Source organism: Halobaculum sp. MBLA0143, from assembly GCF_041361465.1.
GTDB lineage: Archaea > Halobacteriota > Halobacteria > Halobacteriales > Haloferacaceae > JAHENP01.
Genome location: NZ_JBGKAC010000001.1, coordinates 2,555,000 through 2,577,367, shown reverse-complemented (window position 1 = coordinate 2,577,367; position 22,368 = coordinate 2,555,000). Strand labels below are relative to the sequence as shown.

The 22,368-nt window shown below is 67.8% G+C and carries 19 protein-coding genes; 4 read left to right on the top strand and 15 right to left on the bottom strand.

The window, feature by feature from the left end:
• Positions 1–3: 3 nt before the first annotated feature.
• Positions 4–141, bottom strand: coding sequence for a hypothetical protein (locus RYH79_RS13365; RefSeq protein ID WP_370899927.1), 138 nt, complete (start codon positions 139–141; stop codon positions 4–6).
• Between the two features lie 49 nt (positions 142–190).
• Positions 191–1,537, bottom strand: coding sequence for a P-loop NTPase (locus RYH79_RS13360; RefSeq protein ID WP_370899925.1), 1,347 nt, complete (start codon positions 1,535–1,537; stop codon positions 191–193).
• 174 nt (positions 1,538–1,711) lie between these two features.
• On the opposite strand from RYH79_RS13360, the gene RYH79_RS13355 reads away from it, so the two are divergent.
• Complete coding sequence (locus RYH79_RS13355; RefSeq protein ID WP_370899923.1) at positions 1,712–2,512, top strand: PHP domain-containing protein; 801 nt, start codon at positions 1,712–1,714, stop codon at positions 2,510–2,512.
• Here RYH79_RS13355 and rnz read toward each other — a convergent pair whose 3' ends face one another.
• The 7 genes from rnz to RYH79_RS13320 all read right to left on the bottom strand — a co-directional run bounded on the left by rnz (position 2,513) and on the right by RYH79_RS13320 (position 9,010).
• Positions 2,513–3,436, bottom strand: a complete 924-nt coding sequence (rnz, locus tag RYH79_RS13350) for a ribonuclease Z (protein ID WP_370899921.1) — start codon at positions 3,434–3,436, stop codon at positions 2,513–2,515.
• Positions 3,437–3,606: 170 nt separating this feature from the next.
• Complete coding sequence (locus RYH79_RS13345) at positions 3,607–3,840, bottom strand: DUF7472 family protein (RefSeq protein WP_370899919.1); 234 nt, start codon at positions 3,838–3,840, stop codon at positions 3,607–3,609.
• A gap of 51 nt (positions 3,841–3,891) precedes the next feature.
• Positions 3,892–4,413, bottom strand: a complete 522-nt coding sequence (gene hjc, locus RYH79_RS13340; protein ID WP_370899917.1) for a Holliday junction resolvase Hjc — start codon at positions 4,411–4,413, stop codon at positions 3,892–3,894.
• Positions 4,414–4,512: 99 nt separating this feature from the next.
• On the bottom strand, positions 4,513–4,797 hold the full coding sequence (locus tag RYH79_RS13335; protein WP_370899915.1) for a DUF5789 family protein: 285 nt from the start codon (positions 4,795–4,797) through the stop codon (positions 4,513–4,515).
• A 153-nt stretch (positions 4,798–4,950) separates the two neighbouring features.
• Positions 4,951–5,226 (bottom strand): DUF7520 family protein, encoded by a 276-nt coding sequence (locus RYH79_RS13330; protein WP_370899913.1) that lies wholly within the window; start codon positions 5,224–5,226, stop codon positions 4,951–4,953.
• Between the two features lie 538 nt (positions 5,227–5,764).
• Positions 5,765–7,516 carry a cbb3-type cytochrome c oxidase subunit I gene (locus RYH79_RS13325; RefSeq protein ID WP_370900894.1) on the bottom strand — a complete coding sequence of 584 codons (1,752 nt, stop codon included), beginning with the start codon at positions 7,514–7,516 and terminating at the stop codon, positions 5,765–5,767.
• Positions 7,517–8,389: 873 nt separating this feature from the next.
• A complete protein-coding gene (locus RYH79_RS13320; RefSeq protein ID WP_370899911.1) occupies positions 8,390–9,010 on the bottom strand; it encodes an archaellin/type IV pilin N-terminal domain-containing protein in 621 nt (206 codons plus the stop codon).
• A gap of 254 nt (positions 9,011–9,264) precedes the next feature.
• Here RYH79_RS13320 and RYH79_RS13315 point away from each other — a divergent pair, with 254 nt between their 5' ends.
• Positions 9,265–9,828: a CARDB domain-containing protein gene (locus RYH79_RS13315; protein WP_370899909.1), complete on the top strand. Its 564-nt coding sequence runs from the start codon at positions 9,265–9,267 to the stop codon at positions 9,826–9,828.
• A gap of 1,902 nt (positions 9,829–11,730) precedes the next feature.
• On the opposite strand, the gene RYH79_RS13310 is transcribed toward RYH79_RS13315, so the two are convergent.
• Both RYH79_RS13310 and RYH79_RS13305 read right to left on the bottom strand, forming a co-directional pair.
• A complete protein-coding gene (locus RYH79_RS13310) occupies positions 11,731–12,357 on the bottom strand; it encodes a DUF4352 domain-containing protein (protein ID WP_370899907.1) in 627 nt (208 codons plus the stop codon).
• 106 nt (positions 12,358–12,463) lie between these two features.
• Positions 12,464–13,384 (bottom strand): NAD-dependent epimerase/dehydratase family protein, encoded by a 921-nt coding sequence (locus RYH79_RS13305; RefSeq protein WP_370899905.1) that lies wholly within the window; start codon positions 13,382–13,384, stop codon positions 12,464–12,466.
• A gap of 249 nt (positions 13,385–13,633) precedes the next feature.
• Here RYH79_RS13305 and RYH79_RS13300 point away from each other — a divergent pair, with 249 nt between their 5' ends.
• Positions 13,634–14,851, top strand: a complete 1,218-nt coding sequence (locus RYH79_RS13300) for a glycosyltransferase family 2 protein (RefSeq protein ID WP_370899903.1) — start codon at positions 13,634–13,636, stop codon at positions 14,849–14,851.
• Positions 14,852–14,856: 5 nt separating this feature from the next.
• On the opposite strand, the gene RYH79_RS13295 is transcribed toward RYH79_RS13300, so the two are convergent.
• From RYH79_RS13295 to RYH79_RS13280, 4 genes are all read right to left on the bottom strand, one after another.
• A complete protein-coding gene (locus tag RYH79_RS13295; RefSeq protein WP_370899901.1) occupies positions 14,857–15,969 on the bottom strand; it encodes a glycosyltransferase family 4 protein in 1,113 nt (370 codons plus the stop codon).
• A 3-nt stretch (positions 15,970–15,972) separates the two neighbouring features.
• A complete protein-coding gene (locus RYH79_RS13290) occupies positions 15,973–17,415 on the bottom strand; it encodes an oligosaccharide flippase family protein (RefSeq protein ID WP_370899899.1) in 1,443 nt (480 codons plus the stop codon).
• A gap of 168 nt (positions 17,416–17,583) precedes the next feature.
• Positions 17,584–18,774 carry a glycosyltransferase family 4 protein gene (locus RYH79_RS13285; protein ID WP_370899897.1) on the bottom strand — a complete coding sequence of 397 codons (1,191 nt, stop codon included), beginning with the start codon at positions 18,772–18,774 and terminating at the stop codon, positions 17,584–17,586.
• Positions 18,771–21,305, bottom strand: a complete 2,535-nt coding sequence (locus RYH79_RS13280; protein WP_370899895.1) for an STT3 domain-containing protein — start codon at positions 21,303–21,305, stop codon at positions 18,771–18,773. Before RYH79_RS13280 ends, RYH79_RS13285 begins: the two co-directional genes overlap by 4 nt.
• Positions 21,306–21,456: 151 nt before the next feature.
• On the opposite strand from RYH79_RS13280, the gene RYH79_RS13275 reads away from it, so the two are divergent.
• Positions 21,457–21,918: a DUF1616 domain-containing protein gene (locus RYH79_RS13275; RefSeq protein WP_370899893.1), complete on the top strand. Its 462-nt coding sequence runs from the start codon at positions 21,457–21,459 to the stop codon at positions 21,916–21,918.
• The last annotated feature ends 450 nt before the right edge of the window (positions 21,919–22,368 follow it).

Here is a 22,368-nt window from a genome sequence, read left to right as displayed (position 1 = left end):
CCGTCAGACCGGCAGTAACAGTGCGGGCGACGACACCAACGACCCCCCGACGGCGGTGACCGCGTACGCACCGCCGCCGAGCGTCAACAGGAGGAAGACGAGGATCCACCACAGCGGCACACCGTCGTCTGCGTCACTCATACTCGGTGGAGATGCTGCCGCGTGTAAGAAGCTCTCGATTCGACACGGGTCACGACCGGAACAGCCGCCCCAGGAACCCACCGCCCTCGTCGTCGTCTTCGTCGTCGTCTTCGTCGTCGTCTGCGAACGGGATCGCGTCCCTGTCGATGTCGTACTCGACGGCGTCACCCCGTTCCGTCTCCTCGCGGGAGATCGCCGACTCCGGAACCGTCTCCCCCAGGACCGTCCGGCGGGCCTCCGCGGCCGCCGGGTCCTCCTCGTCGTCGTCCTCGCGGATGATGAGACCGTCGTCGTCGACACGCTCGTCTGGCGCCGGCTCGTCGTCGCTCCCCGGCGTCGACTCGGTGTCTCGGGGGTGCTCGGGTTCGGGTGTCGACTCGGTGTCCCGGGGGTGCTCGGGTTCGGGTGTCGGCTCCGGGTCTCTCTCCGGTGTCGACTCCTCACCCCTCTCTGGTGTCGACCCGGCGTTCCGGGTACGCTCGCTCTCTCGTCCGGTGCGTGCGTCAGTCCGTTCCGTCGACTGCCGCTCCGTCGACTGCCCCACCGGCCCGCCGTCGGTGGCGTCGCGCTCGGGCGACTCTCCGCGGGAGGCGTCGCTGGCCTCCGTTTCGCCGGGAGTGACGCCACTGCCGCGGGACACGTCGTCTGCGGTCGCGCCGCCGGCCTCGCCGGACTGGGCCGAGTCGGCGTCTGGCGGCGGCGGGACGCGTTCGACGGCGAGTCGGGAGGCGAGCCGGCGGAACGCCAGGGCAACGTCGCCGCCAGGGTCGCGGACGGTGATCGGCTCCCCGGCGGCGGAGCCGGTCGCGAGCACCTGTGCCTCCGGAATCCGGCCGAGGATCGGCGCCTCCACGTTCGGGTCGGCGCTCCCGTCCCGGACGCGGTTGACCGCGACGCCGGCGACGGTGCCGCCCAGCTCCCGGGTGAGCTCTAACGACTTCTGGGTGGCCGCCAGCGCGTCTCGGTCCGGCGTCGTGACGAGTAAGACGCCGTCCGCCAGCGACAGGGGGAGCGCGCTCTCGTGTGTGAGCCCGGCGCTGGTGTCGACGATCACGTAGTCGATTCCGGAGACGGTCGAGAGGACGGCGCCGAGCCGGGAGGGGTCCGCTCGGCGGAAGGAGTCCAAGTCGTCACGCCCCGGGACGACGTACACCCCGTGTGGACCCTCGTAGGCGGCTGCCGGGAGCGCGGCCTCGCCCGCGAGCACGTCGTGGACCGTCAGGTCGTCCGGACCGGGGGTGACGCCGAGCGCCGGACCGAGGTTCGGCGTACCGATGTCGCCGTCGACCGCCACCACACTGTGGCCCGCGGCCGCCAGCGTCGCGGCGAGGTTGGCGGCGGTCGTCGTCTTCCCGACCCCCCCCTTCGCGCTGGAGATTGCGTAGATGTCCGGCATCGTGCGTGGTTGCGTGACACGCGGTTATAAATCTGGGTCCCGTCTCGCCGCGTCGCGCTCCGGCGTGGCCGTCTGCGGGCTGGACGCTCCAACCGACGGACGCTCGCTCGGATCGGCGTCGGCTCCACCGACACACCCGAAGGGTGAAATCCGACGACGGCCGACACTCCGACAGTGCCAGTCGCAGACCTCCACGTCCACACGACCGTCTCCGACGGGACGCTCGAACTCGACGAACTACCGGCGCTCGCTCGGGAGGCGGGGCTGTCGGCCGTCGCCGTCACGGACCACGACCGTTACCACCCCGACCTGGACGCGCCCGTCACGCACCGGGACGGCGTGACACTCGTCCGCGGAATCGAGCTCCGCGCGGAGACGGGCGACGAGCGGGTGGACCTACTCGGCTACGGGCTCCACGAGACCGACGCGCTCGCGGCGGAGTGTGACCGGATCCAACGCGACCGTCAGTCACGCGGTCGACGGATCGTCGAACTCGTGGAGGCGGAGACGGGCGTCGAGTTGGACGTCGACATCGAACCCGGGCTCGGCCGTCCGGACGTGGCGCGAGCAGTCGAGCGCAGCGACGCCCCGTACGACTACGGGGAGACGTTCGACGAGCTGATCGGCAACGGTGGGCCGTGTTACGTTCCGCGGGACGTGACCGGGATCGACCGCGCGGTCGAACTGCTGTCGAGGGCGTGTGACGTGGTGTCGCTGGCGCACCCGTTCCGCTACGACGACCCGTCGGCGGCGCTGTCGCTGGTCGAGACACACGACCTCGACGGAGTCGAGCGGTACTACGACTACGCCGGCTTCGACCCGGACCCGACGCCGGTGGAGGAACTGTTGGCTGGAGCCGATCGGCTCGCTACCGGCGGGAGCGACGCTCACGACCGGACGCTCGGCGTCACGGGCCTCGGCGAACGGGACTGGCGGCGGCTCCGCGAGCGACTGGACACGACGGCGCTCGCGTAGCTACTCCGGGAACGACACCTCGATCCGGTCGCCGTCGTCCGGGAGCACGACCTCGCCGTCGAAGACGGCCTCCGCCTCGTCGACGAGCCGGTCCGCGTCACGCGCGTACCGCGAGGAGATGTGTGTGAGCGCGAGCCGCCGGACGCCGGCGCGTTCGGCCAGCTCGGCGGCCTCCCGTGCGCTCGCGTGGCCGGTCGAGCGGGCGCGGTCGACGGCCTCGTGGGCGAACGTGCTGTCGTGGATCAACAGGTCCGCGGACTCGGCGGCCCGTTCCGTCGCCGGCACCGGACGCGTGTCGCCGGTGTACACCACCGTCCGGCCGGGTCGGGGATCGCCGACGACCTCCTCCGGCTGGACCGTCCGGCCGTCGTGTTCCACCGCTTGACCGTCGTGGAGGCGACCGTACTTCGGTCCCGGGGGGATACCCAGCTCCTCTTCGGCCGTCTGGCGGTCGAACCGCCCCTTGCGGTCGTCTTCGACGATGGCGTAGCCCACGGATGTCGTGCGGTGTTCCGTCTCGAACGTCCGCACCTCGAACTCCTCGGCCGACAGCGCGACCGAGTCGGCGGTGTTCTCCACGATCCTGACGGGGAACGTAGGGTCGTTGCCGACGGCGTGGACCAGCGACCGGAGCTCGCGGCGGGAGCCGGGTGGGCCGTGGATCGCCAGCGGCGCGTCGCGGCCGTTGAAGTCCATCGACTGGATCAGCCCCGGCAGCCCGAGGACGTGGTCGCCGTGGAGGTGGGTGACGAAGACGTGTGAGATGTCGAACCCCGTGTCGAACCGCATCATCTGGCGTTGTGTGCCCTCGCCGCAGTCGAACAGGAGTGACTCACCCTCGCGGTTGACGTGGACGGCGCTGGGTGCGCGCTCGACAGTCGGCACGGCCCCGCTCGTTCCGAGGAAGGTGACCCGCAGCGTCATGCAGAGTGGTCGGGGGCGAGCGGTGAAACACTGTCGGAGTTGGCGTCTCGCACAGACCGACGCTCGTGGCGCGGACGGGGACCGGACTACTCGCCGGTGCGGACGGGGACCAGACTGTTCGCCTGCGCGGACGGGGACCAGACCACTCGCCGGTGCGGACGGGAACCGGACTACTCGCCGGTGCGGTCGAGGTAGAACCCGACGCCAGCCATCGTGAACACGAACAGCGCGAACAGTCCGACGACCACGATCCCTCCGGGCGGCTGGAGGATCACCCCACCCGCCTCGTCCGGCGTCGGGTCCGTCGTGTACCGCGAGCCGACGACGACGAGGAGGACGACGAACGACCCCGCGGCCGCCAGCGAGACGGCGATCTTCCGACGCATATCCGCGTCGATCTCCATGCGACCCGCTTCCCGTGGCCGCCGCAAAAGCGCTTCGAAGCGTCCGTCGGACTACAGGATCTCCGCGGCCTCGTCGACGGACATCGTTCCCTGTTCGACGGCGGTGAGCACACCCCTGACCCCCTCCGTCGGGTCGTCCGGCTCGTCGACCCCGTCTGCGCCCAGCCGAGTCTGCTCGGACTCGCCGGCCAGCGCCGGGATGTCCTCGCCGTCGGACAGCGCGCGTTCCTTCTTCACCCGCTTGTTGCCGCTGTCCGTCGTGTGGAGATCCGCCGGGTGGAAGAACGCCCAGTCCTCGCGGTCGAACCGGACGCCGATGCGCGCTTTCGCTCCGAAGTTGCGCGCGAAGTAGATCAGCGACTCCACCTCCTCGGCGTCCAGGTAGATCGGCCGTCCGGAGGAGGACTTCGCCTCCACGGCGAAGAACCGCTCTCCGTCGCCCGCGAGCACGTCCGGCAGGTCGCGGTCCGTCGACGAGCCGCTGGCGGGCGCACGCATCACCGCGAACCCGGCCTCGTCCAGCCGGTTGACGAGTTCACGCTCCCGACGGTCGCCCTTCGAGTTGCTCGACACGAACTGTCGCTTCGACGCTGTCGTTCATAAACCCGGGGCTCCCGGGCGGGCGGACGCCGTCGCAGCCGCGACGGCGGTGTCGCTAGCCGTGAGGTGGGCTCAGAAGGAGACGGGCGTCGGACGGTCCTCGCCGACTGCCGGTGTGTTGCGGTCGCTGTAGAACCGTCGGCCGACCGCGCCCGCCGGCAGCCCGCAGAACAACGACGCGCGCAGCTCCTCGTAGCTGCCGTACCGTTCGTCGCCCGCCCGCTCCAACACGGTCGTCACCACCGCCTCCCCGTCTGCGAGCTCGATCGCGAGGTCGCCGTGGCGCGAACAGAGCCGTTCGCGTGTGGTCGGGAACTCCTCGGACTCGAACAGGGCTGCGGCCTCTTCCAAGCGCATCGACGGGACGGACACGCGGCGAGTTCTTAATGATTGTCCATGCAGAACCTTTGAGCGGGCAGTGATCCTTAGACTCCTCAACCACGTTCGAGGTGGTCTCGTCGCTCGGGTCTCGGGTCGTCTCGGTCGCCCGGAGCGTCCGGCTCGCCCGAGTCACCCCGCGGGCGGGTCGTCGTCGATCCGCCGGGAGACGTAGACCACGAGCGACAGCGGCACGCCGAGCACGAACGCCATCGTCACCCCGCCGAAGACGGCGAAGCCGACCGGCGTCGCCGGCAACGGGACGACCCCGAACAGCTCCGGACGGGAGAGTTCGTCCACGAACGTCGCCGTGAGCACGCCCGCGACCGCGCCGACGCTCACCAAGGCGACGTACAGGCCGACCACGAACCGCCGTCCGCGCGTGCCCGAGCCGGTGTCGTCTGTCACGCCCGGACGGACGACCGGGAGACGCCTAAGTGGCTCCCTTCGGCCCGACGGCTTTTCGTTCGTGTGGCCCCCACCGGGGGTATGGACGAGACGGACGTACTCGGACTGGTGTTGGGCGCGGTGGCGGTCCTCATGTTCGCAACCGGCCTGATCCTCGTCTTCCAGTAGTCACCCCGCGAGCCGGCGCCGGCCGCGCCGGCCACGCGCTCGGGAGTGTTCCGGTGCCGGCAGCGCCGCCAGTGACGACGAGCGCCCCGCCGACAGTTGTCGGGAGACTCGTCACCGACAGCGTCGAATTCGAGACTCGTCGCCGACAGCGTCGGAGTCGAAACCCGAGAGCAACGGTGTCGAAGTCGAAAGCCAGGAGCAACGGTGTCGGAGTCGAAAGCCAGGAGCAACGGTGTCGAAGTCGAAAGCCAGGAGCAACGGTGTCGAAGTCGAAAGCCAGGAGCAACGGCGTCGAAGTCGAGAACGGAAGTATCGGCGTCGACGTCGGAGTCCGAGAACGACAGCGCCGGAGAGACGACGGCGCCGTCCGTCAGTCGTCCGTCTCGCCCGCCTCGCCGCCGTCCGGCAGGACGGTCTCGCCGTCCTCGTCGTCGCCGCCGTCCGGGATGGCGGTCTTCAGCTGCGTCTCGAACCAGTCCCACTCCGCGGTGTTGAGGTCACGGTCCGCGAGGTTCCACGGGTCACCGTCCTCGATCTTCGGCCCCTCCAGCCAGGAGACGACGAAGTTGTACACCCACAGGAAGCCACCGATCAGCAGCAGGAAGGCGCCGAACGTGGCGATCTGGTGGAGAGTGATGAACTGCGGGAGGTAGGTTGCGTACCGCCGCGGCATGCCGCCGTAGCCCAGCAGCACCATGGCGAAGAACGTCACGTTAGTGCCGACCATCCACAGCCAGAAGTGGACCTTGGCCAGCCGCTCTTGGTACCACCGCCCGGCGAACAGGGGGAACCAGTAGTACAGCCCAGCCATGCCGGCGAACGTGATGGCGCCCATCACGATGTAGTGGAAGTGACCGACGACGTAGTAGGTGTCGTGGAGCACGAGGTCGACGGGAATCGACGCGAGGAACACGCCGGTCACGCCACCGATGATGAAGTTGGAGACGAAGCCGATACAGAACAGCATCGGCGTGGTCAGCCTGAGCCGACCGTTCCACATCGTCGTGATCCAGTTGAACGTCTTGACGGCGCTCGGGATCGCAATCGCCAACGACACTGCCATGAAGCTGGCCCGCAGGCGTGGGTCTATCCCGGTCGTGAACATGTGGTGAGCCCACACCCCGAAGGAGAGCACGCCGATTGCGAGCGTGGAGTAGACGACGAACTTGAAGCCGAACAGCTTCCGGCCCGCGAACCGCGGCAGGACGTAGCTGACGATCCCCATCGGCGGGAGCACGAGAATGTACACCTCGGGGTGACCGAAGAACCAGAACAGGTGCTGCCAGAGGATCGGGTCACCACCGCCGACCGCGAAGAACTGCGTGCCGAAGTTCCGGTCCAGGAGGAGCATCAGCAGCGCACTACCCAGGAGCGGGAACGCGAACAGGATCAGCCCGGACTGGGTGAGGATCGTCCACGAGAAGATGTCCAGGTTCGCCCACGTCACCTTCTCGTCGCGCTCGGTGACGATGGTGGCGATGAAGTTGATCGCCCCCATCGTGGCGGAGACGCCAGAGAGGTGCAGCCCGAGCAGCATCAGGTCCACGCCGACGTTCGCCTGTGTGCCCGCGCCGACCCCCGAGGACAGTGGGGTGTACATCGTCCAGGCGGTCTGAGCCGGGATCACGCCCTGGATCGGCAGGAACCCCGCCCAGATCAGGACCGCCGCCGGCGGCAGCAGCCAGAACGCGATGGCGTTGATCCGCGGGAACGCCATGTCGTCGGCGCCGATCATCAACGGGACGAGGTAGTTGGCGAACGCCGCGATGATCGGCGTCCCGAACAGGAACAGCATCGTGATCCCGTGGCTGGTCAACAGGGAGTTGTACAGCGTCGCACTCCCGAGCACGTCCAGCTCCGGGGTGATGAGCTCGACCCGCATCGCCATCACCATCAGCCCGCCGACGACGAACGCGATGATGGCGTACGTGCCGTACAGCATCCCGATGTCCTTGTGGTCGACCGTGGTGAGCCACCGGACGATACCAGACGGCTTCTCCTCTTCGACGTACTGCTCGGCGGTGTCGCCCAGCGTGGCACCGCCCGAGCCCAACGGCGTGTAGGAGTTGAATCGCTCCACGCGCGTCAGGAAGCCCGCGACGGCGAGGAGGAACACCCCCATCAACACCGTGAGGATCAGCTGCGAGGTGACCTGCATACGCGCCTATGAGGAAGGGAGGCACAAGAATGATTCGAGTCCCCGGGAGGAGTTTCGTCGTCCGTCTCCGGGTGATTTGTTCGATTCTCTGCTGTCGTTCGTTTCTCTGATGTCGTTTGCTTCTCTGTATCTCTCGTGTGTGCTCTCGTCGCGGTGGAATCCCCGTGATTCGTTCGAATCTGCGTTTGCGCGGTGTGTGCGAACAGGGTGGAAGCCCCGCGGGTCTCGCCTCGGTGCGAGCGCTGCGCTCCTCGCTCGGTCACTCACTCCGTTCGTTCCCTCGCTGCGGTGCTTGCCGCTTCGCGCCGTCGGCGAGACCCGCGCCCCTTCCAGTCCCACCCCGTTGACGGTTCCCACGGGCGTCTGCGGGCTTGACTGTCGACTGACGACATCACGTTCGACAGTCAGGGCTCAGTACATCCCCACACCTCCCCGCACGGCGGGCCACGAGGCCCGCCGCGCGCGTCCTGTGGACTGTCGGCGAGCGTGCGCTCCAGCAGACAGTCGTCCCTGGGGGCGCGCGCAGCGCTCGCGGTTCTGCGAGCGCAAGCACGCGCGAGGGACGAGCGAAGCGACCGAACGAAGTGAGGGAGCAGAGCGAGGAGGCTGGGGAGGATTGAGGCTGCGGTGCGGGGTGGGAGTGAAAGGGGCGTCGCGTTGCGGGCCTCCGACGACGCAAGCACCGCAGGGAGCGGAGCGACCGAGGAGCGCAGCGAGTCAGCGGCCCGCAACGCGGCGGGGCTTTCAGCCTGTCCGTGGTCCCACGTCTGGCCGAATTAACAGTCAATAGCGGGGCTTTCAGGCTACTCACAAACCAAAAGTAGACAAATAAACCACTCAAAGCGCCACAGATTCACCGTCAGATATCGAAGTCGGCACGGACAGCCGAACCACGGTCCGACTCCCGGTCGTCGAGACGATCGTGACGGTCACGGACTCCCCGGCTTCGAGCACGGCGCTGCCGCCGAACGTCCCGGGGTCGACGACGAGAGCGATCCGGTCGGCCCGAGAGTTGACGATCGGCGCGGAGTCGTCCTCGTCGCGCACGGCGGTGTAGGCGAACTGTTCGCCGTCGATGGTGGCGGGGTTGTCGGCGTCGTCGGCGGCGGTGAGTTGGTAGGTGCCGTCCGGCCCGGCCCAGACGAGCAGTGACTCGTCGACGGCGAGGCGTTGCCCGGAGCCGCCGGCGGTGACGATGAGTCGGACGCGGGAGACCCCGGTGGTGCCGCCGACGGTGGTCACGTCCCCGGTGGCGGCGACGACGGACAGTTCGCCGGTGAGCTGTTGACGAACGTCCTCGCCGGTCTCGCTCGACTGACTCTGGAACACCTGCGACACCTCCAGAAACACACCGGCGGCGACGGCGGCGATCAACAGGAGCGCGACCAGGAGGATCAGCGTGCCGACGCCGGCCTGCGCTCGGCCGGAGCGGCCGCGACCGGTCGTCGACGGGTCCATCGCGTCGTGGTTCTCGGCGTCCGGACAAGAGTGCTACGGGCCGCGACCGGCGTCTTGGCGAGCCCGTCGCACGCCGGGCACCACTCGGGCGAGCACGCAGCGCACACTGGGTGGGACTGAGCCGAGCCCGTCGCACGCCGGCCACCACTCGGGCGGGCCTGCGGCGGACCGCGGGCGGGATTCGGGCGACAACAGGGGGGCCAGAGCCGCAGGTCGCAGACAGCTTTTAGTACGCCAGCGGAGAACGGCCGCGCATGACACGACGGCTCTGGGTGATGGTCTGTCTCTGTTGTCTCGTCGGGCTGGCCGCGGTGGCGCCGGCCGTCGGCGCGACGGAGCGGTGCCGCGCCGTCGGCGGCCAGAAGGTGTGTCTGACGGACGTGACCGTCACGACGGACGAACTCGTCGTGAACCAGACGGCGACGGTGAAGGTGACTCTGGAGAATCGAGGCGAGCAGGTCACCACGTCCCGCGTGACGATGAACACGGCGGGGCCGAACAACACGACACGCATCGTCCCGATCGGGCGGCCACAGCTCCAGCCCGGGGAGTCGACGACGATCACACAGCCGGTGTCGGGCGAGACACCCGGCACACACGGCGTCCAGGTGTTGGTCGTGAGTTCCGACGGCACCCACCGCTTCGACATCTCCGAGATCAAGTACGTCGAGGTGTTGGCGGAGCCGCCGACGGAGTTGGGCGGCCGGATCGACCGGACGGAACTGTCACTGGGTGTGTTGTTGCTCGCGCTCGTCGGCGCGGGCGCGACGGGCTACCGGTACTTCGGGCCGAAGACGGACCCCGACGAGACGGAGTGAGGAGCGACGGCGGGGTGTGCCGTGGATTCAAGCCCGTCTCGGCCGAACCCCCGGCCGTGACACGACAGCGCCGACCGGCGCAGTCACGTCGCTGGGGGGCGACGGGGGACGACGGTTCGGACAGTGGTAGTGACGACCGGGGAGAGAGACCGAACGACGACGGCCGGGAGACAGCGCCAACCGACGACGACTGGAGGGGCCCACCTCGATGACCGACGGCACGCGCGCTCGTGGTCTGCTCGTCTCGGGCGTCTACCTCGCGGGGCTGGTCTCGGCGGTCGGGCTGCTCGTCGTCGTGGTCGTCCTGCTCCCGCAGGTGCAGGCGCTCTTCTACCACGCGCTCGTGGAGACGCCGAGTCTGCTGTGGTGGGGGGCCGTCGGCGCCGCCGCGACGGTCGCGCTGTACCGCACCGAGGGGCTCCCACGCCGGCGTGACGTACTGATCGCGCTCGTGGGTGTCACCGTCCTGTTCGCGGTCGTCATCGGCCCGGGGGTGGGCGACGCCTACGCGGCCGAAGACCTCGCAGAGCAGACGACCCGGGAGGCGACGGCGCTGCGGTCGCTGCCTGACACCTCCCGCAGCCACGCCCGGACGCGACCGGAGTCGGCGGCGAAGACGGCGGCGACGGCGGCCGTCGAGTCGCCCGGATTCGGCACGCGCGACGGCCGGCTGGCCTACCGCAACGGCTCGTACACCTGGTCGTACCCGGTCGTGCCGGACGAACTGCTCTCGCGGCTGACGGAGCGTCAGCGCGGTGCCGTCTACGTCGCCGCCGACGGCTCCGGCGGCCCGGTCGTCCGGGAGACGTCGTTCCGCAACGGGATGGGTCAGTTCTGGCTGGACGCCTACGAGTACCAGACACTCCTGGCCCAGCCGACGCTGGACCGCCAGCCGGCGACACGCACCGTGTTCGAACACGAGGGCGCGGCCTACATCGCGGAGTCGGCGGTGCGTCACGAGTGGCGGTTCCGGCTGTTCCCGCTGCCACAGCCGTACGCCGTGCCGAAGTTCGCCGGCGTCCAGGTGATGGACCAAGACGGCGCGACGGAGTTCGTGGCCGCCGACGCCGTCGCTGGCGACGACCGCCTGGCCGGCCAGGCGGTGTATCCGCCGTCGCTCGTCCGCCGACGGATCGCGGCGCTGGCGTACCGTGACGGCGCCGTCGCGGCGGCGCTAGGCGGCGACGGCGACACACCGCAGTTGGGTGGGTTCCCCGGCGACGGCCAGTGGCCCGTCGCGGCCCCGACCGGCAACGACTCCGTCCCGTCGCTGACCTACTTCGCGCCGACGAGCACGGACGGCGAGGGGGTCTCCCGGATGTGGGCGGTGGACGCCCGCACGGGCTCGGCCGGGGTCGTCCAGTTCCGGACGGCCCGGATCGGCGCCGACCGCGCGGCAAAGCTCGTCGCCCAGACGAGTCGGGTCGGCGGGTTCGGTGCCCGGACGACCGGCGACCCCGTTCCGGTGACGGTGGAGGGGAGTCTCCACTGGCAGATTGCGGCGTCCGGCTCGGGGTCGGGCTCGGGCTCTGCGGTCGACGCACAGACCGGCTTCGTCGACGCCGAGACGGGGCGGACGACCGTCGCCAACGCCTCCGTCGCGGCCGAGATCGCCACCAACGGGAGCTTGGCGGCCGACAACCGGCGGACGGGCGGCGCCGCAGGCCGGGACGGCGACCGGGCGTCGGCACCCGCGGCCGGCAGCGTCACCGTCGGGATCGTCGTCCGGAACGCCACCGGCGCGGTCGTCGACCGCCGGAACGTCACCGTCCCCGCGGGTGGTCGCGTCGGCGTCTCGCTCCCGAACGCCCGCAACGCGACGGCGACGCCCGAGACGACGGGCGCGGTCCGGTCGCCGGGCAGTCGGCCGGCCAACGACGACGGTGTCCGATCCGCGGAGAGTCAGCCGTCCGTCGACGCCGTCTCCGTCTCGGGTGTCGGCGTCTCCGTCGACTCACCGCCGTCGGTGGCGGTGTCGTCACCCGCCGTCTCGCGGCCGTCTGCGGGGTCGGCGACCTCGCCGAGAGCGACCTCGCCGGCGCTCTCCAGCGTGAACGTCCCCAGCGGCCTGATCCGGAGCGTGTAACGGTCCTCCGGTGACACCTCGAACACGACCGCCACGTCCGTCGGCGAGTCCGGCGCGAGGGTGAGGAAGGCGAACGACCGCGGTTGCACCCGTGCGTCGTTCGAGACGTACGGTCCGATCCCGTTCACCGGGGAGAACTCCCGCCCGTCGTCGCGGACGAGCGTGAACGGCCTGCTCGTCAGCTCCAACGGCCGCGGCGCCCGGTTGACGAGCCGGATCGTCAGGACGACCCAGACGCCCGCGGTCGTCGCCGTCGGGCCGTTGCCGAGCCTGGTGAACGTCTGGACCCGTCGGACGACGTACTCCATCCGCCTGCGGTCGCCGCCGACGAGAAACGCCTCGCCGACCCGGTTGGGCTCGTCTCGACCCGGGAGCGCGCCACAGCCCGCGAGCCCGGCGACGGCTGCCGCGCCCAGTCGACCGACCGCCGTCCGTCGGTTCATAGTCGCCCGTTCGCCCCGGGGGACTACACACCTTTCGCCGGTGCCAGGGTGGCGGGGGGCGGAACTGGCACCGCGCAGCGTCACTCCGCGTCCCGCGTGTCGCCTCTCAGTCCGTGTACTGTGAACACACCATCTCGATCCCGGTCTCCAGGTCGATCTCCGGCTCCCAGCCCGTCGCCTGCTCGAACTTCGAGTAGTCCGCGAGCGTGTCGTGGACGTACACGTCGTCCGGGATGGGGTTCTCGACGAACGTCGGCGCCACGTCCGTTCCCAGCTCCTCGTTGATCAGGTCGACGACGTGGAGGAAGTCGTGCTGCTCGCCGGTGCCGACGTTGTAGATCCCCTGAAGCTCCTCGTCGGCCGCGAGCGTGGTCGCCCGCACCACGTCGTCGACGTGGGTGAAGTCCCGGGTCTGCTCCCCGTCGCCGTACAGTTCCGGCTGCTCGCCGGCCGCGATGTCCTCGGCGAACTGCGCGATCACGTTGGCGTACTCACCCTTGTGTTCCTCACTGCCGCCGTAGCCCTGGTAGACGGAGAAGTACCGGAGGCCCGCAAGCGTCATGTCGTGGAAGTTGTGGAAGTACTCCGCGTACCGCTCGCGGGCGAGCTTCGACGCCTCGTAGCCCGTGTTCGCCTCGACGGCCATCGTCTCCGGGGACGGCTCCGTCCGGTCGCCGTAGATGGAGGAGGTGGTCGCGTACACGACCGTGTCACAGCCGTCACGGCGGGCCTGTTCGACCGTGTTGACGAACCCCTCGACGTTGACCCGCGCGCCGCGGGCGGGGTCCTCCTCGTGCATCGCGTACGAGGACAGCGCCGCGAGGTGGAACACCACGTCGACGTCCGTCGGGAGGTCGTCGTCGGTGACGCTGGCCTCGACGTACTCGACGTCGTCGTGGAGGTTCTCCGGGGTGCCGAGGTAGCCGTCGTCGACGACGGTCACGTCGTTGGCTTCCGCGAGGCTGTTGGCGAGGTTCGAGCCGATGAAGCCGGCTCCTCCTGTGACGAGGACGCGTTTGTCTTGCACGGTCTGGTGAGCGGGGGCCGGCGTGTTATGCGTACCGGAGTGTCCCGCACCGCCCCGCCCGGGTCTAAGCAGACACACCGCCCCCTGCCACAGGGATGTTTCCACAGACAGCAGTGAGCGGTCGTTGTGTGGCGTGTAGCAGCTCCGGGGCTCCCGACTTGATCTGTCTGACGGCCGGTGTGCGGCGCGCACGAACAGAAACGGTTTTACAAATACACGCAGAATACACAGCGTATAGGGTATCGAACGATGTCCGTCGACGAGCCACACCACAGTGACCAGTCTGTGACCACAGGAGTGCGGGGAACTCCCGAGCAGACCGCGATGCTCGTCGACGAGGACTCCGACACTGAACCGGTCCTGACGGTGGTGATGCCGACACTTAACGAGGAGGCCGGCATCGAGGAGTGTATCACCCGGGTGAAGAACGCGGTCGTCGAACTCGGTGTCCCCACCGAGATCGTGGTCAGCGACAGCTCCACCGACCGCACGCCCGAGATTGCCCGCGAGATGGGTGCTCGTGTCGTGGAGCCGGACCGTGACGGCTACGGGTACGCCTACCAGTACGGCTTCGAACACGCCCGTGGCGAGTACATCGCCATGGGCGACGCGGACACGACCTACGACTTCGAACAGCTCCCACAGCTGTACCGGGAGGTCGCCGACGGCGACGCCGACCTCGTACTTGGAAGTCGATTCGAGGGTGAGATTAAGAGTGGTGCAATGCCACCACTTCACCAGTATCTCGGGAATCCAGCACTCACCGCCTTCTTGAACGTGTTCTACGGTTCCGACATCTCGGACGCACACAGTGGGTTCAGAGTGTTCACCGCCGAGGCACTCGACCAGATGTCGATGGAGTCCACAGGAATGGAGTTCGCGAGTGAGATGTTGATGTCGGCAGTGTCGGAAGGGTTAGAGGTCGACGAAGTCCCAATCACGTATCACGAGCGAGAAGGTGAAGCGACGCTCGACAGTTTCAGTGACGGATGGCGTCATGTGAAGTTCATGCTCGCCAACGCCCCGAGAGGTCTGTTCTCTGTCCCGGGACTGGTGATGTCTCTGCTTGGGACAACTATCATGGCCCTCGGGTACGCCGAAACCCAGCTGTTCGGTCACCTGTTCGGTTTGCACTCGACGATCCTCGGGAGCCTGCTGTTGCTCGTCGGCACACAGGTCGGAGCATTTGGTTACTACACGGGACTCGCCTCGTCGCCGATTCAGGACCCGTCTGGCCCGATCAGCGACATCGTGCGTAGCGTGTTCTCGCTCGAACGGGGGCTCTTGGTCGGAGCGATGCTTATGACCTCCGGTGTGTCGATCGCCGGTTACCTCCTCTACAGGTGGGCCGACAGCGGTTTCAACGAGTTACCGGCAATCGCTAGCACGATTGTCGCGTATACGCTCATTCTGATCGGGGTTCAGGCGTTTTTCTCGTCGTTCTTTGTCGATATTCTCCGAAAGTGACGCCGTCATCCGTCAGCGACACACTGTCGGTACACCCGGCTGGTCGCCTCACCACACTGTCGCCAGGAGAACTCGTCTGCACGTTTGCGACCGCGTCGCTCGTACCGCCTTCGTGTCTCAGGATTAGTCAGGAGCTCAACACCGTCGGTCACAAACGCATCCTCTTGACCCACCGGCTCTACGAACCCGGCGTCACCGACGACTTCCGGGTACGAGCCGACATCCGAAACGACGACCGGGGACCCACAGGCCATCGCCTCGAGTGCCGGGAGGCCGAATCCCTCGTACATGGACGTCGAGATCAGTACGTCACCTAGCGAGTACACCGTTGGCAGTCGGTCCCACCGTACGGGTCCGACAACGTCGATGTCTCCCTCGACACCCAACTCCGCCGCGACCGTTCCTGCCTCTTCGAGTGGTTTCGTCCGTAACAGTCGAACGTCTCCCGGGACGCGCCGTCTGATCTCTTCGAAGACTCGTATCGTCGCTGCGACGTTCTTTCGGGGCTTGTCGGCGTCGATACTCAGTACGTAGCGATCTGCGTCCAAGTCGTGTTCGGCGGCGAACTCCGTCACTTCGGTGTCCGACGCCGGTTCGAACGCCGAGCCGACACCGTTGTACACGACACTCGGGTCGGTTGCGTATCCGAACCGTACGACGTCGTCGGCAGTCGACTGTGAGACAGTCACGATACGATCTGCCGTGTGCAGCCCCGCGTACAGGACTCGACCGACCCGAGAATCAACTTCACTGGCCCCTCGGACACGGTAGACGAGATCGTGTACAGTCACCACTGTCGGTGTGAGTCTCGGGAGGAGACACAGCGGTGCGAGATTCTGATCGGCTACGTGGTAGAGGTCGTACGTCTCCGGAATCGACCGTGCGAGCTCGAAGAACGACGCCATCGTTCCCACTCTCCCTCCGATCGATCTGGTCAGGTTCGCCTCGGCGACGACCTCTCGATCGTCCGACGGCCCTCGTCTGACGAGTTCTCTCGTCTCTTTATTCAGAAAGTAGTGTGTCACCGAGATGTCGGTGTCGGCGTGCTCGGCGACCTGTCGGGCGTACAGTCCGACACCGCCGGTCGCGTCGACACTGTTGACCAGTGCAACGTCCATGTGTCACAACTCCTGGACCGACTCGAAAAGCATTCGATCCGACGGAGAGTACAGTGCGTACGCTCCTGCGATCAGGAGCCCCGTGCCGACGACACCACCCCCGATCAGTCCGATGTACGGGCGGGAGACAACCGTCCGTACCACCCACATGCCACATCCGGTCGCCGCGAGCACGGGAAGGATCAACAAGAACGACCGTTCGTACGGCCAGAACCCGAGGAGGTGACGGACTTGAACCAGTCGCAGTACGTCGAGGAGAACGACGGCGAGCGACGTCGAGACGGCGGCACCGACGATCCCGTACTCCGAGACCAAGAGCACGTTTCCGACGGCGTTCCCGACCGCCACCACGCTCGTGTTCACCATCTCGAGCCGCTCGTACTCGGTCATCGACAGGACGTAGTTCACCGGTCCCGTGGCGACACTCATAACCTGCGATCCGAGTAGCACGGTGAACGTCACCCCGACTGCGGCGAACTCCTTCCCGAACAGCCGCAACACCGGGTCGGCGAACACGAGGAGGAACAGCCCCGCGAACCCCGCCGCGACACACACCCACTTGGTGACGGTCTGCAGTGTTCGACGGAGTCGATCGTGCGCCCCGGCCTCGTGGTAGTCGGCTGCCATCGCCGGGAAGACGGCACTGACCGCGACGAGTGCGAACGTCGGGAGTATCGCAGTCTGGTAGGCGGCCTCGTACAGTCCGACGTCACTCGGTGGTACGAGCAGTCCGAGGACGAGGACGTCGACCCACAGGATCAGCGGGTGTGCGACGGAGAACAGCATCGCCGGGAGCGCGTACCCGAAGACACGACGCGGCGTGTACGACGCGCTCGCGATCCCGTCCAGTGCACCGATCCGCCAGACGTAGAACAGCCCGACACCGGCACCGAGCGCCAGGGAGGCGAGATACGCGTACACGGCACCGAGAACGTTCCCGACGAGGAAGACACCGCACACGGCGAGCGGGAGTGCCGCCACACGCTGGGCGAACTCTCGTGCGTAGACGGCGTACCGTGTCTGTTTGTACCCTCGGGTGGTCGCCTCGGCGACCCGCAACACGGTGTACAGTGGGACACCAAGCAAGAACAATCGCGCCGGTTCCGAGATTTCGTATCCGAGAGGGCGGACTACCGGGACTACGGCGTAGCCGGCGAGCCCGAACACCGTCCCGGCAACGGCAGCGCTGACGACTCCAAGAACGACAGTGCCGGCGAGACGGTCAGGAGCCGACCGATCCGCGGGAACGAACTTCTGTACCATCACGTCCATCCCGAGTCTCCCGAACGCGCCGGAGATTCTGAGCAACACGAGCCCGAACGCGACGACGCCGAGCCCGTCGCTTCCGAGTAACCGCGCGACACCGAGGATGAGTCCGTACTCCGCGATCTTCCCGATCGCTCGTCCGCCTGCCTCGACGGAGACGAGACGGGCGAGGCTACTCACGAGTCCCCCTCCGTCCACGGTTGCCGGCGACTCCCGTGGTGGCCGTCGTCGGGTGACACCGCGGTTGACCGCCAGCCCGAACGACGGGTGAACCCGGAGTCACTCGGCGTGTCCGACGAGCACCTCGGGAGTCCCTCTGGCGCCCGGACCCACGACGTGGACGACGCGTCACCGTAGTACCTCTCTGTAGATCTCGACGTACGCCTCTGCCGCCCGTCGCCAACTGAACCGTTCGACACGCTCTCGTCCTCGCCGACACATCTCTGCTGCCATGTCGTCGTCGTCCAGTACGTCTCTGACTCCTCCGACGAACGCCTCTGTGTCGCCCGGCGGGACCAGCCGTCCGGCGTCACCTACCACCTCCGGGGCAGCACCGGCGTTGACGGCGACGACGGGTGTCCCGGACGCCATCGCTTCGAGGAACACGAGTCCGAACGCCTCGTTGCGAGAGGGGAGCGTGAACACGTCGGCGGCGTCGTAGAACCTGTACAACCGCCGGTCGGTCACCTCCGTCACGAGTCTGGTGTGGTCACGCCACGGGGAGTCGGCGAGTCGTCGCCGGACCGCTTCGTCGCGTTTTCCCCCGCCAGACAGCATGACGAGTTCGACGTCACGGCCCTCGGACCGGAGCCGGTCGAACGTCTCTACGACGGTCGTCGCGTCTTTGTACCCGTGGAACTTCCCGACGAACAGCAGCAGCCGACTCTCCTCGGCGAGTCCGTACTCCGCACGGACGCCGTCGGCGTCGACACGACGGTACGGGGCCGGATCGATACCGTGCGGAACGACGTCTGGTGACAGTCCGAGTGACTCGCGTACCTCCCGACGGTTGTGCTCCGAGACGGTCACGAGCCGGCCGCTGCGACCCATCGCCGGCAGGCAGACCCCGAGGTCGAGGGCGTACTTGAGTCTCAGCGACGTCGACTCGGCGATCTCCTCGGGGTCGTCGTAGTGGTGGAGCGTGTACACGAACGGTGTGTCACCGGCCAGCGACCTGTACAACGCCGGGAGGCCGAGGCTCGCGTAGTTGACGTGGACGACGTCGTGGTCACGGAAGGCGCGTGCGTCCCGGAGGTAGCTGGCGACGAGCCCACGTCTGTCAGCCAACTCTACCGACTCAGGAACACGGTCCCACCACTCGTGTCCGGCCGGGTCGGGGACGGACAGGTGCGTCGGATACACCGTGATACTCCGACACCGATCGGCCAACTCCGACAGGAGGGCGACGCTGTACCGCCCGAGGCCACCGTAGTCGATGGTCGTCTGGAAGGCGAGGTCGACGTCCAACGTCTCGGCTGTGCCTCGTGTCTCGGCTCCGGTCTGCGAGGTTCGTCGCCGAGTCGTCTCCTCGGGAGTCATCGACCTCCCTCCAGTCGGTCGTCCGTCCGGGAGCCGCTCTCGACCGTGCGCCACGTGCCAGTTCCTCGGGTGAAGGTCCTCGCGATGTCGTCGCGGACCGAGTCGTGTGTCGACGGCCGGGTGACCGTCTCCACGCTCGGCCGCCGCTGTCGACTCGGTTCGAGGGAGTTCACCTCCGTCTCGTCGACCAGCACCTCTCGACCCTCCTCGACGTCTGCCGGTGTCACCGTCACTGTCCGGTCACCGACACGGTACTCCCCCGGATACGCGACTCGGACCTCGAACCGTCCGTCTTCACCCACTTCGGCCGTTCGTCTGTACACGAACGACTGGCCGTCGACGGTGGTGTCGGTCTCGACGGTGATCCGTCCGGTCTGGTTCGCCGTCCCGGTGACGACCGCTCCGGGAACGTAGACGAACGTCTTGAACCGGTCTCCCTTCGAGACGTCGAGCAACCTGAACCGACCCAACCCCTCGACGTCGGCACTACGGCTCCCGTGGCGCCCGTAGAGGCGCGCGTACGTGGATCGGTCGGACGGGTCGACGGTACCGGCCGCCTCCACGACGACGTAGCCGACACGCTCGTCCATCCGTGGGTACCAGTCGCGCGGGCGGGGGGACCTGAGGAACTCGTCGTTCGCGTGTGCGAACTCTACCGAACTCGCTCGTCCGTTGACGAACGTGTTGAACATCCGACTGTCCCCCCAGGTCACCCACACGTAGTTCTCGGGGTAGGTCAGACCGCGGCGCTCGGCGTCGTCCGCGATCGTTCGTGCAGTCTCGAACGCCGCGTCGCTCGTGTCGATCTGTGCCATCTTCACCGACGACTGTACTGCCCCGACGCTGCACACGAGGAGGACCAACACGACCAGCGATCCGAGGGTCCGTCGGTCGGGGCGGCGGATCGGTCTCACGCCACCGTCGGCGGCGGGCCTCGTCGTCCGTTCGGCGTCGTCTGCCGACCCCGCGATTCCGATCCACTGTGCCAGCCGGAGGAACCCGATCCCACCGAACAGGGCGACGAACAACCCGAGTTGCCCGGCGAACCGTACCTGTACCAACGACAACAGGAGGAAGTACCAGCCGAACACGACCGGTCCGACGGTGCGCCGGTCCGCGGCACGGACGACGCGGGCGGTCTCGACGACGAGTATCGGGAGTGCCAACACGAGCGCGACCCCGAGGAACAGTATCGGTCCGATCACGCTCCCGTTGGCCGACGCGACCAACGACTTCGTCTCCGCGATGGTACCGCCGGTCGTCAGCTGCATGTACCGGAGGAACGCCTCGCCGCCGGCACGGACGAACGGGAGCGTGACCCAGGCGACCGCGACACTCCCGATCCCGACCGCGACCTCGCCGCTCAGTACCCACACTGCCGGGAGCTCCAGACGGTGTGCGAGGGCGCCGACGGCGACGACGACTACCGTCCCCGCGGCCAGGAGGCCGGGCGCGGCGGCGACGTACACCGACATCCACCCCAGCGTGGCGTGGACACCGGCCGTCAGCCCGCCGGCGAGACCCAGCCCGACCACGGTCGGCGCCCGTTCGCGGAGTGGATCACGGTCCGCCGCGACGTCGAGTGTGACGAGTACGAGCACGACCGCCGCGAGCGGTGCCAGATCGAGCGGTGCACCACGCCACGACAGGCTCTGTCCGGCGACACACAGTCCCAGTGCGCCACCGAGTCCCCACCGGCGCAGCGAGGTGCCGCCGTCCTCGCCCGTCGCCAGTCGGACCGTCAGGTACGCCATCGCGGCCACCCAGACGTAGTCGAGCGCGTGGTGGTCGCCGAACCCGATCGCGGTCCGGAAGGCGTGTGCCGGGACGACGGCGAGTAGACCGATCGCTCCCACGCCCGCTCGCCGGTCGCCGGTGAGTCGCACCACGGTGGCGTACACCAGGGCGGCACTGACGACCCCCGCGATCGGTGGGTACCACGCGACGACCGCCGGAGCCGCTCCGGCGCCGAACGGCGCAGCGACGAGCCACAGGCCGACGGTGGTCAGCGTGTCCCGTGTCGGTACGTCTCCCGGGAGTGACGCCAAGACGGCCGGATCGAGTGGACTCCCGCCACGCTCGATCAGGGTCGTCACCCAGTACCGGTAGTAGTACGGGTCGTTCCCGGGCAACACGACGGCCCCGTCTCGGAAGACGGACCCGAACAACGGTCCGACACGGACGAGCGCGACGAACACGAGTGCGCCGAGCACGACGGCGATCTGCTCTCCGCTCACGGTCGGCACGAGTCGTTGCAGGCGGGTCTGCAGGTCCGACCCGCTCGTCGTCTGCAAAGCGTCCTCGCCGTCCAACACGGCTCGGACGGCGGCCCGATCGACCAACTCGTACCCCTCGTCGGTCTCCTCGACTACCCCCGCAGCGACGATCTCACCGAACGTCCCCGAGTCGACCGCCACGTCCTCGAACGACCACGGGCCCGCCGCGTCGCGTTCGACGAGTCGCCGGAGCGCCTCCTCGGCGTCTGGGTGGTCCGCGAGGAGGTCTGCAGTTCGTTCGCGGAGGTCGGTCATCGTGACCTCCTTGTCACGACCCGGAATTAAACCTGTACTTTCTCTTGTCCGCTACACTCGGTTCAGACGTTTCGTTCCGGTGTAGCGGGTGCCGACGGCTCGGGTTCGAGACCGCAACTTACTTTTCGGGTTTGTTCTTCGATTAACGGTAGTGAAAGGGTCAGTCAGCGGGGAACTGTGGCGGGGAATTCAGGTGATCGTACTAGTATCGGTACTGATCACGACGACGGTGACAGCTGGCTACGCAGCTACCACCTCTTCTGGGACCGGTCAGTTCACCGAGGTAGCACTCGTAGACGATCCGACCCAGTACAACCAGTCGCTCTCGGCTGGCGACCGGACCACGGTACGTGTCCGGGTGTCGAACGAGCGTGGTACCGAGACGGCGTACGACGTCTCGGCACTGGCCCAGACTGTCGAGACATCGGGATCGGAGCCGTTGATCGCGTCGACACGTCGGGTCGCACGACAGAACACGTCCGTCACGGCTGGGGACGACCGGATCGTCGAGTTCACTCTCGCTCCGCCAGCCCCCGACGAGACGACGCGGTACGTGATCGTCGTCGAACCGCCGACGAGTCCACGTGTGACCGTTCACTTCTGGGTGAACTGAGATGCAGGACGACGATTCGAGACGGGTTCTCGGGCCGTACGGGGTCGACGAAGTGGCGCTGGCTGTCCTGATCGTGCCCGTCGTCGGGCTCGTCCTCGGTGACGTACCGGTTCTCAGACCGCTGGTCGGGCTGGCGTACTTCTGTACCGTCCCTGGGCTCCACGTGCTCGCACTCGTCGGTGTGCGGAACCGATCCCCGAGCCGGACGCTACTGTACGCCTCCACACTGAGTCTGCTCGTCGTCGCCGGTGTCGGACTCCTCGGTGTGTTCGAACCGACCGCCCACGTGTCACTCCTCGCCGGGGTGACACTGACGCTGAGTGCGATCCGCCCGCTGTTCGCCTCTTCGCCGACTCGGGTCCCACGGCCGCCGCTCCCGGACGTGTCGCTGTCGAGTGCGACCGCGTACGGCGTCGTCGCCGTCCCGATCCTCGCGGTCGCCGGGAGTCG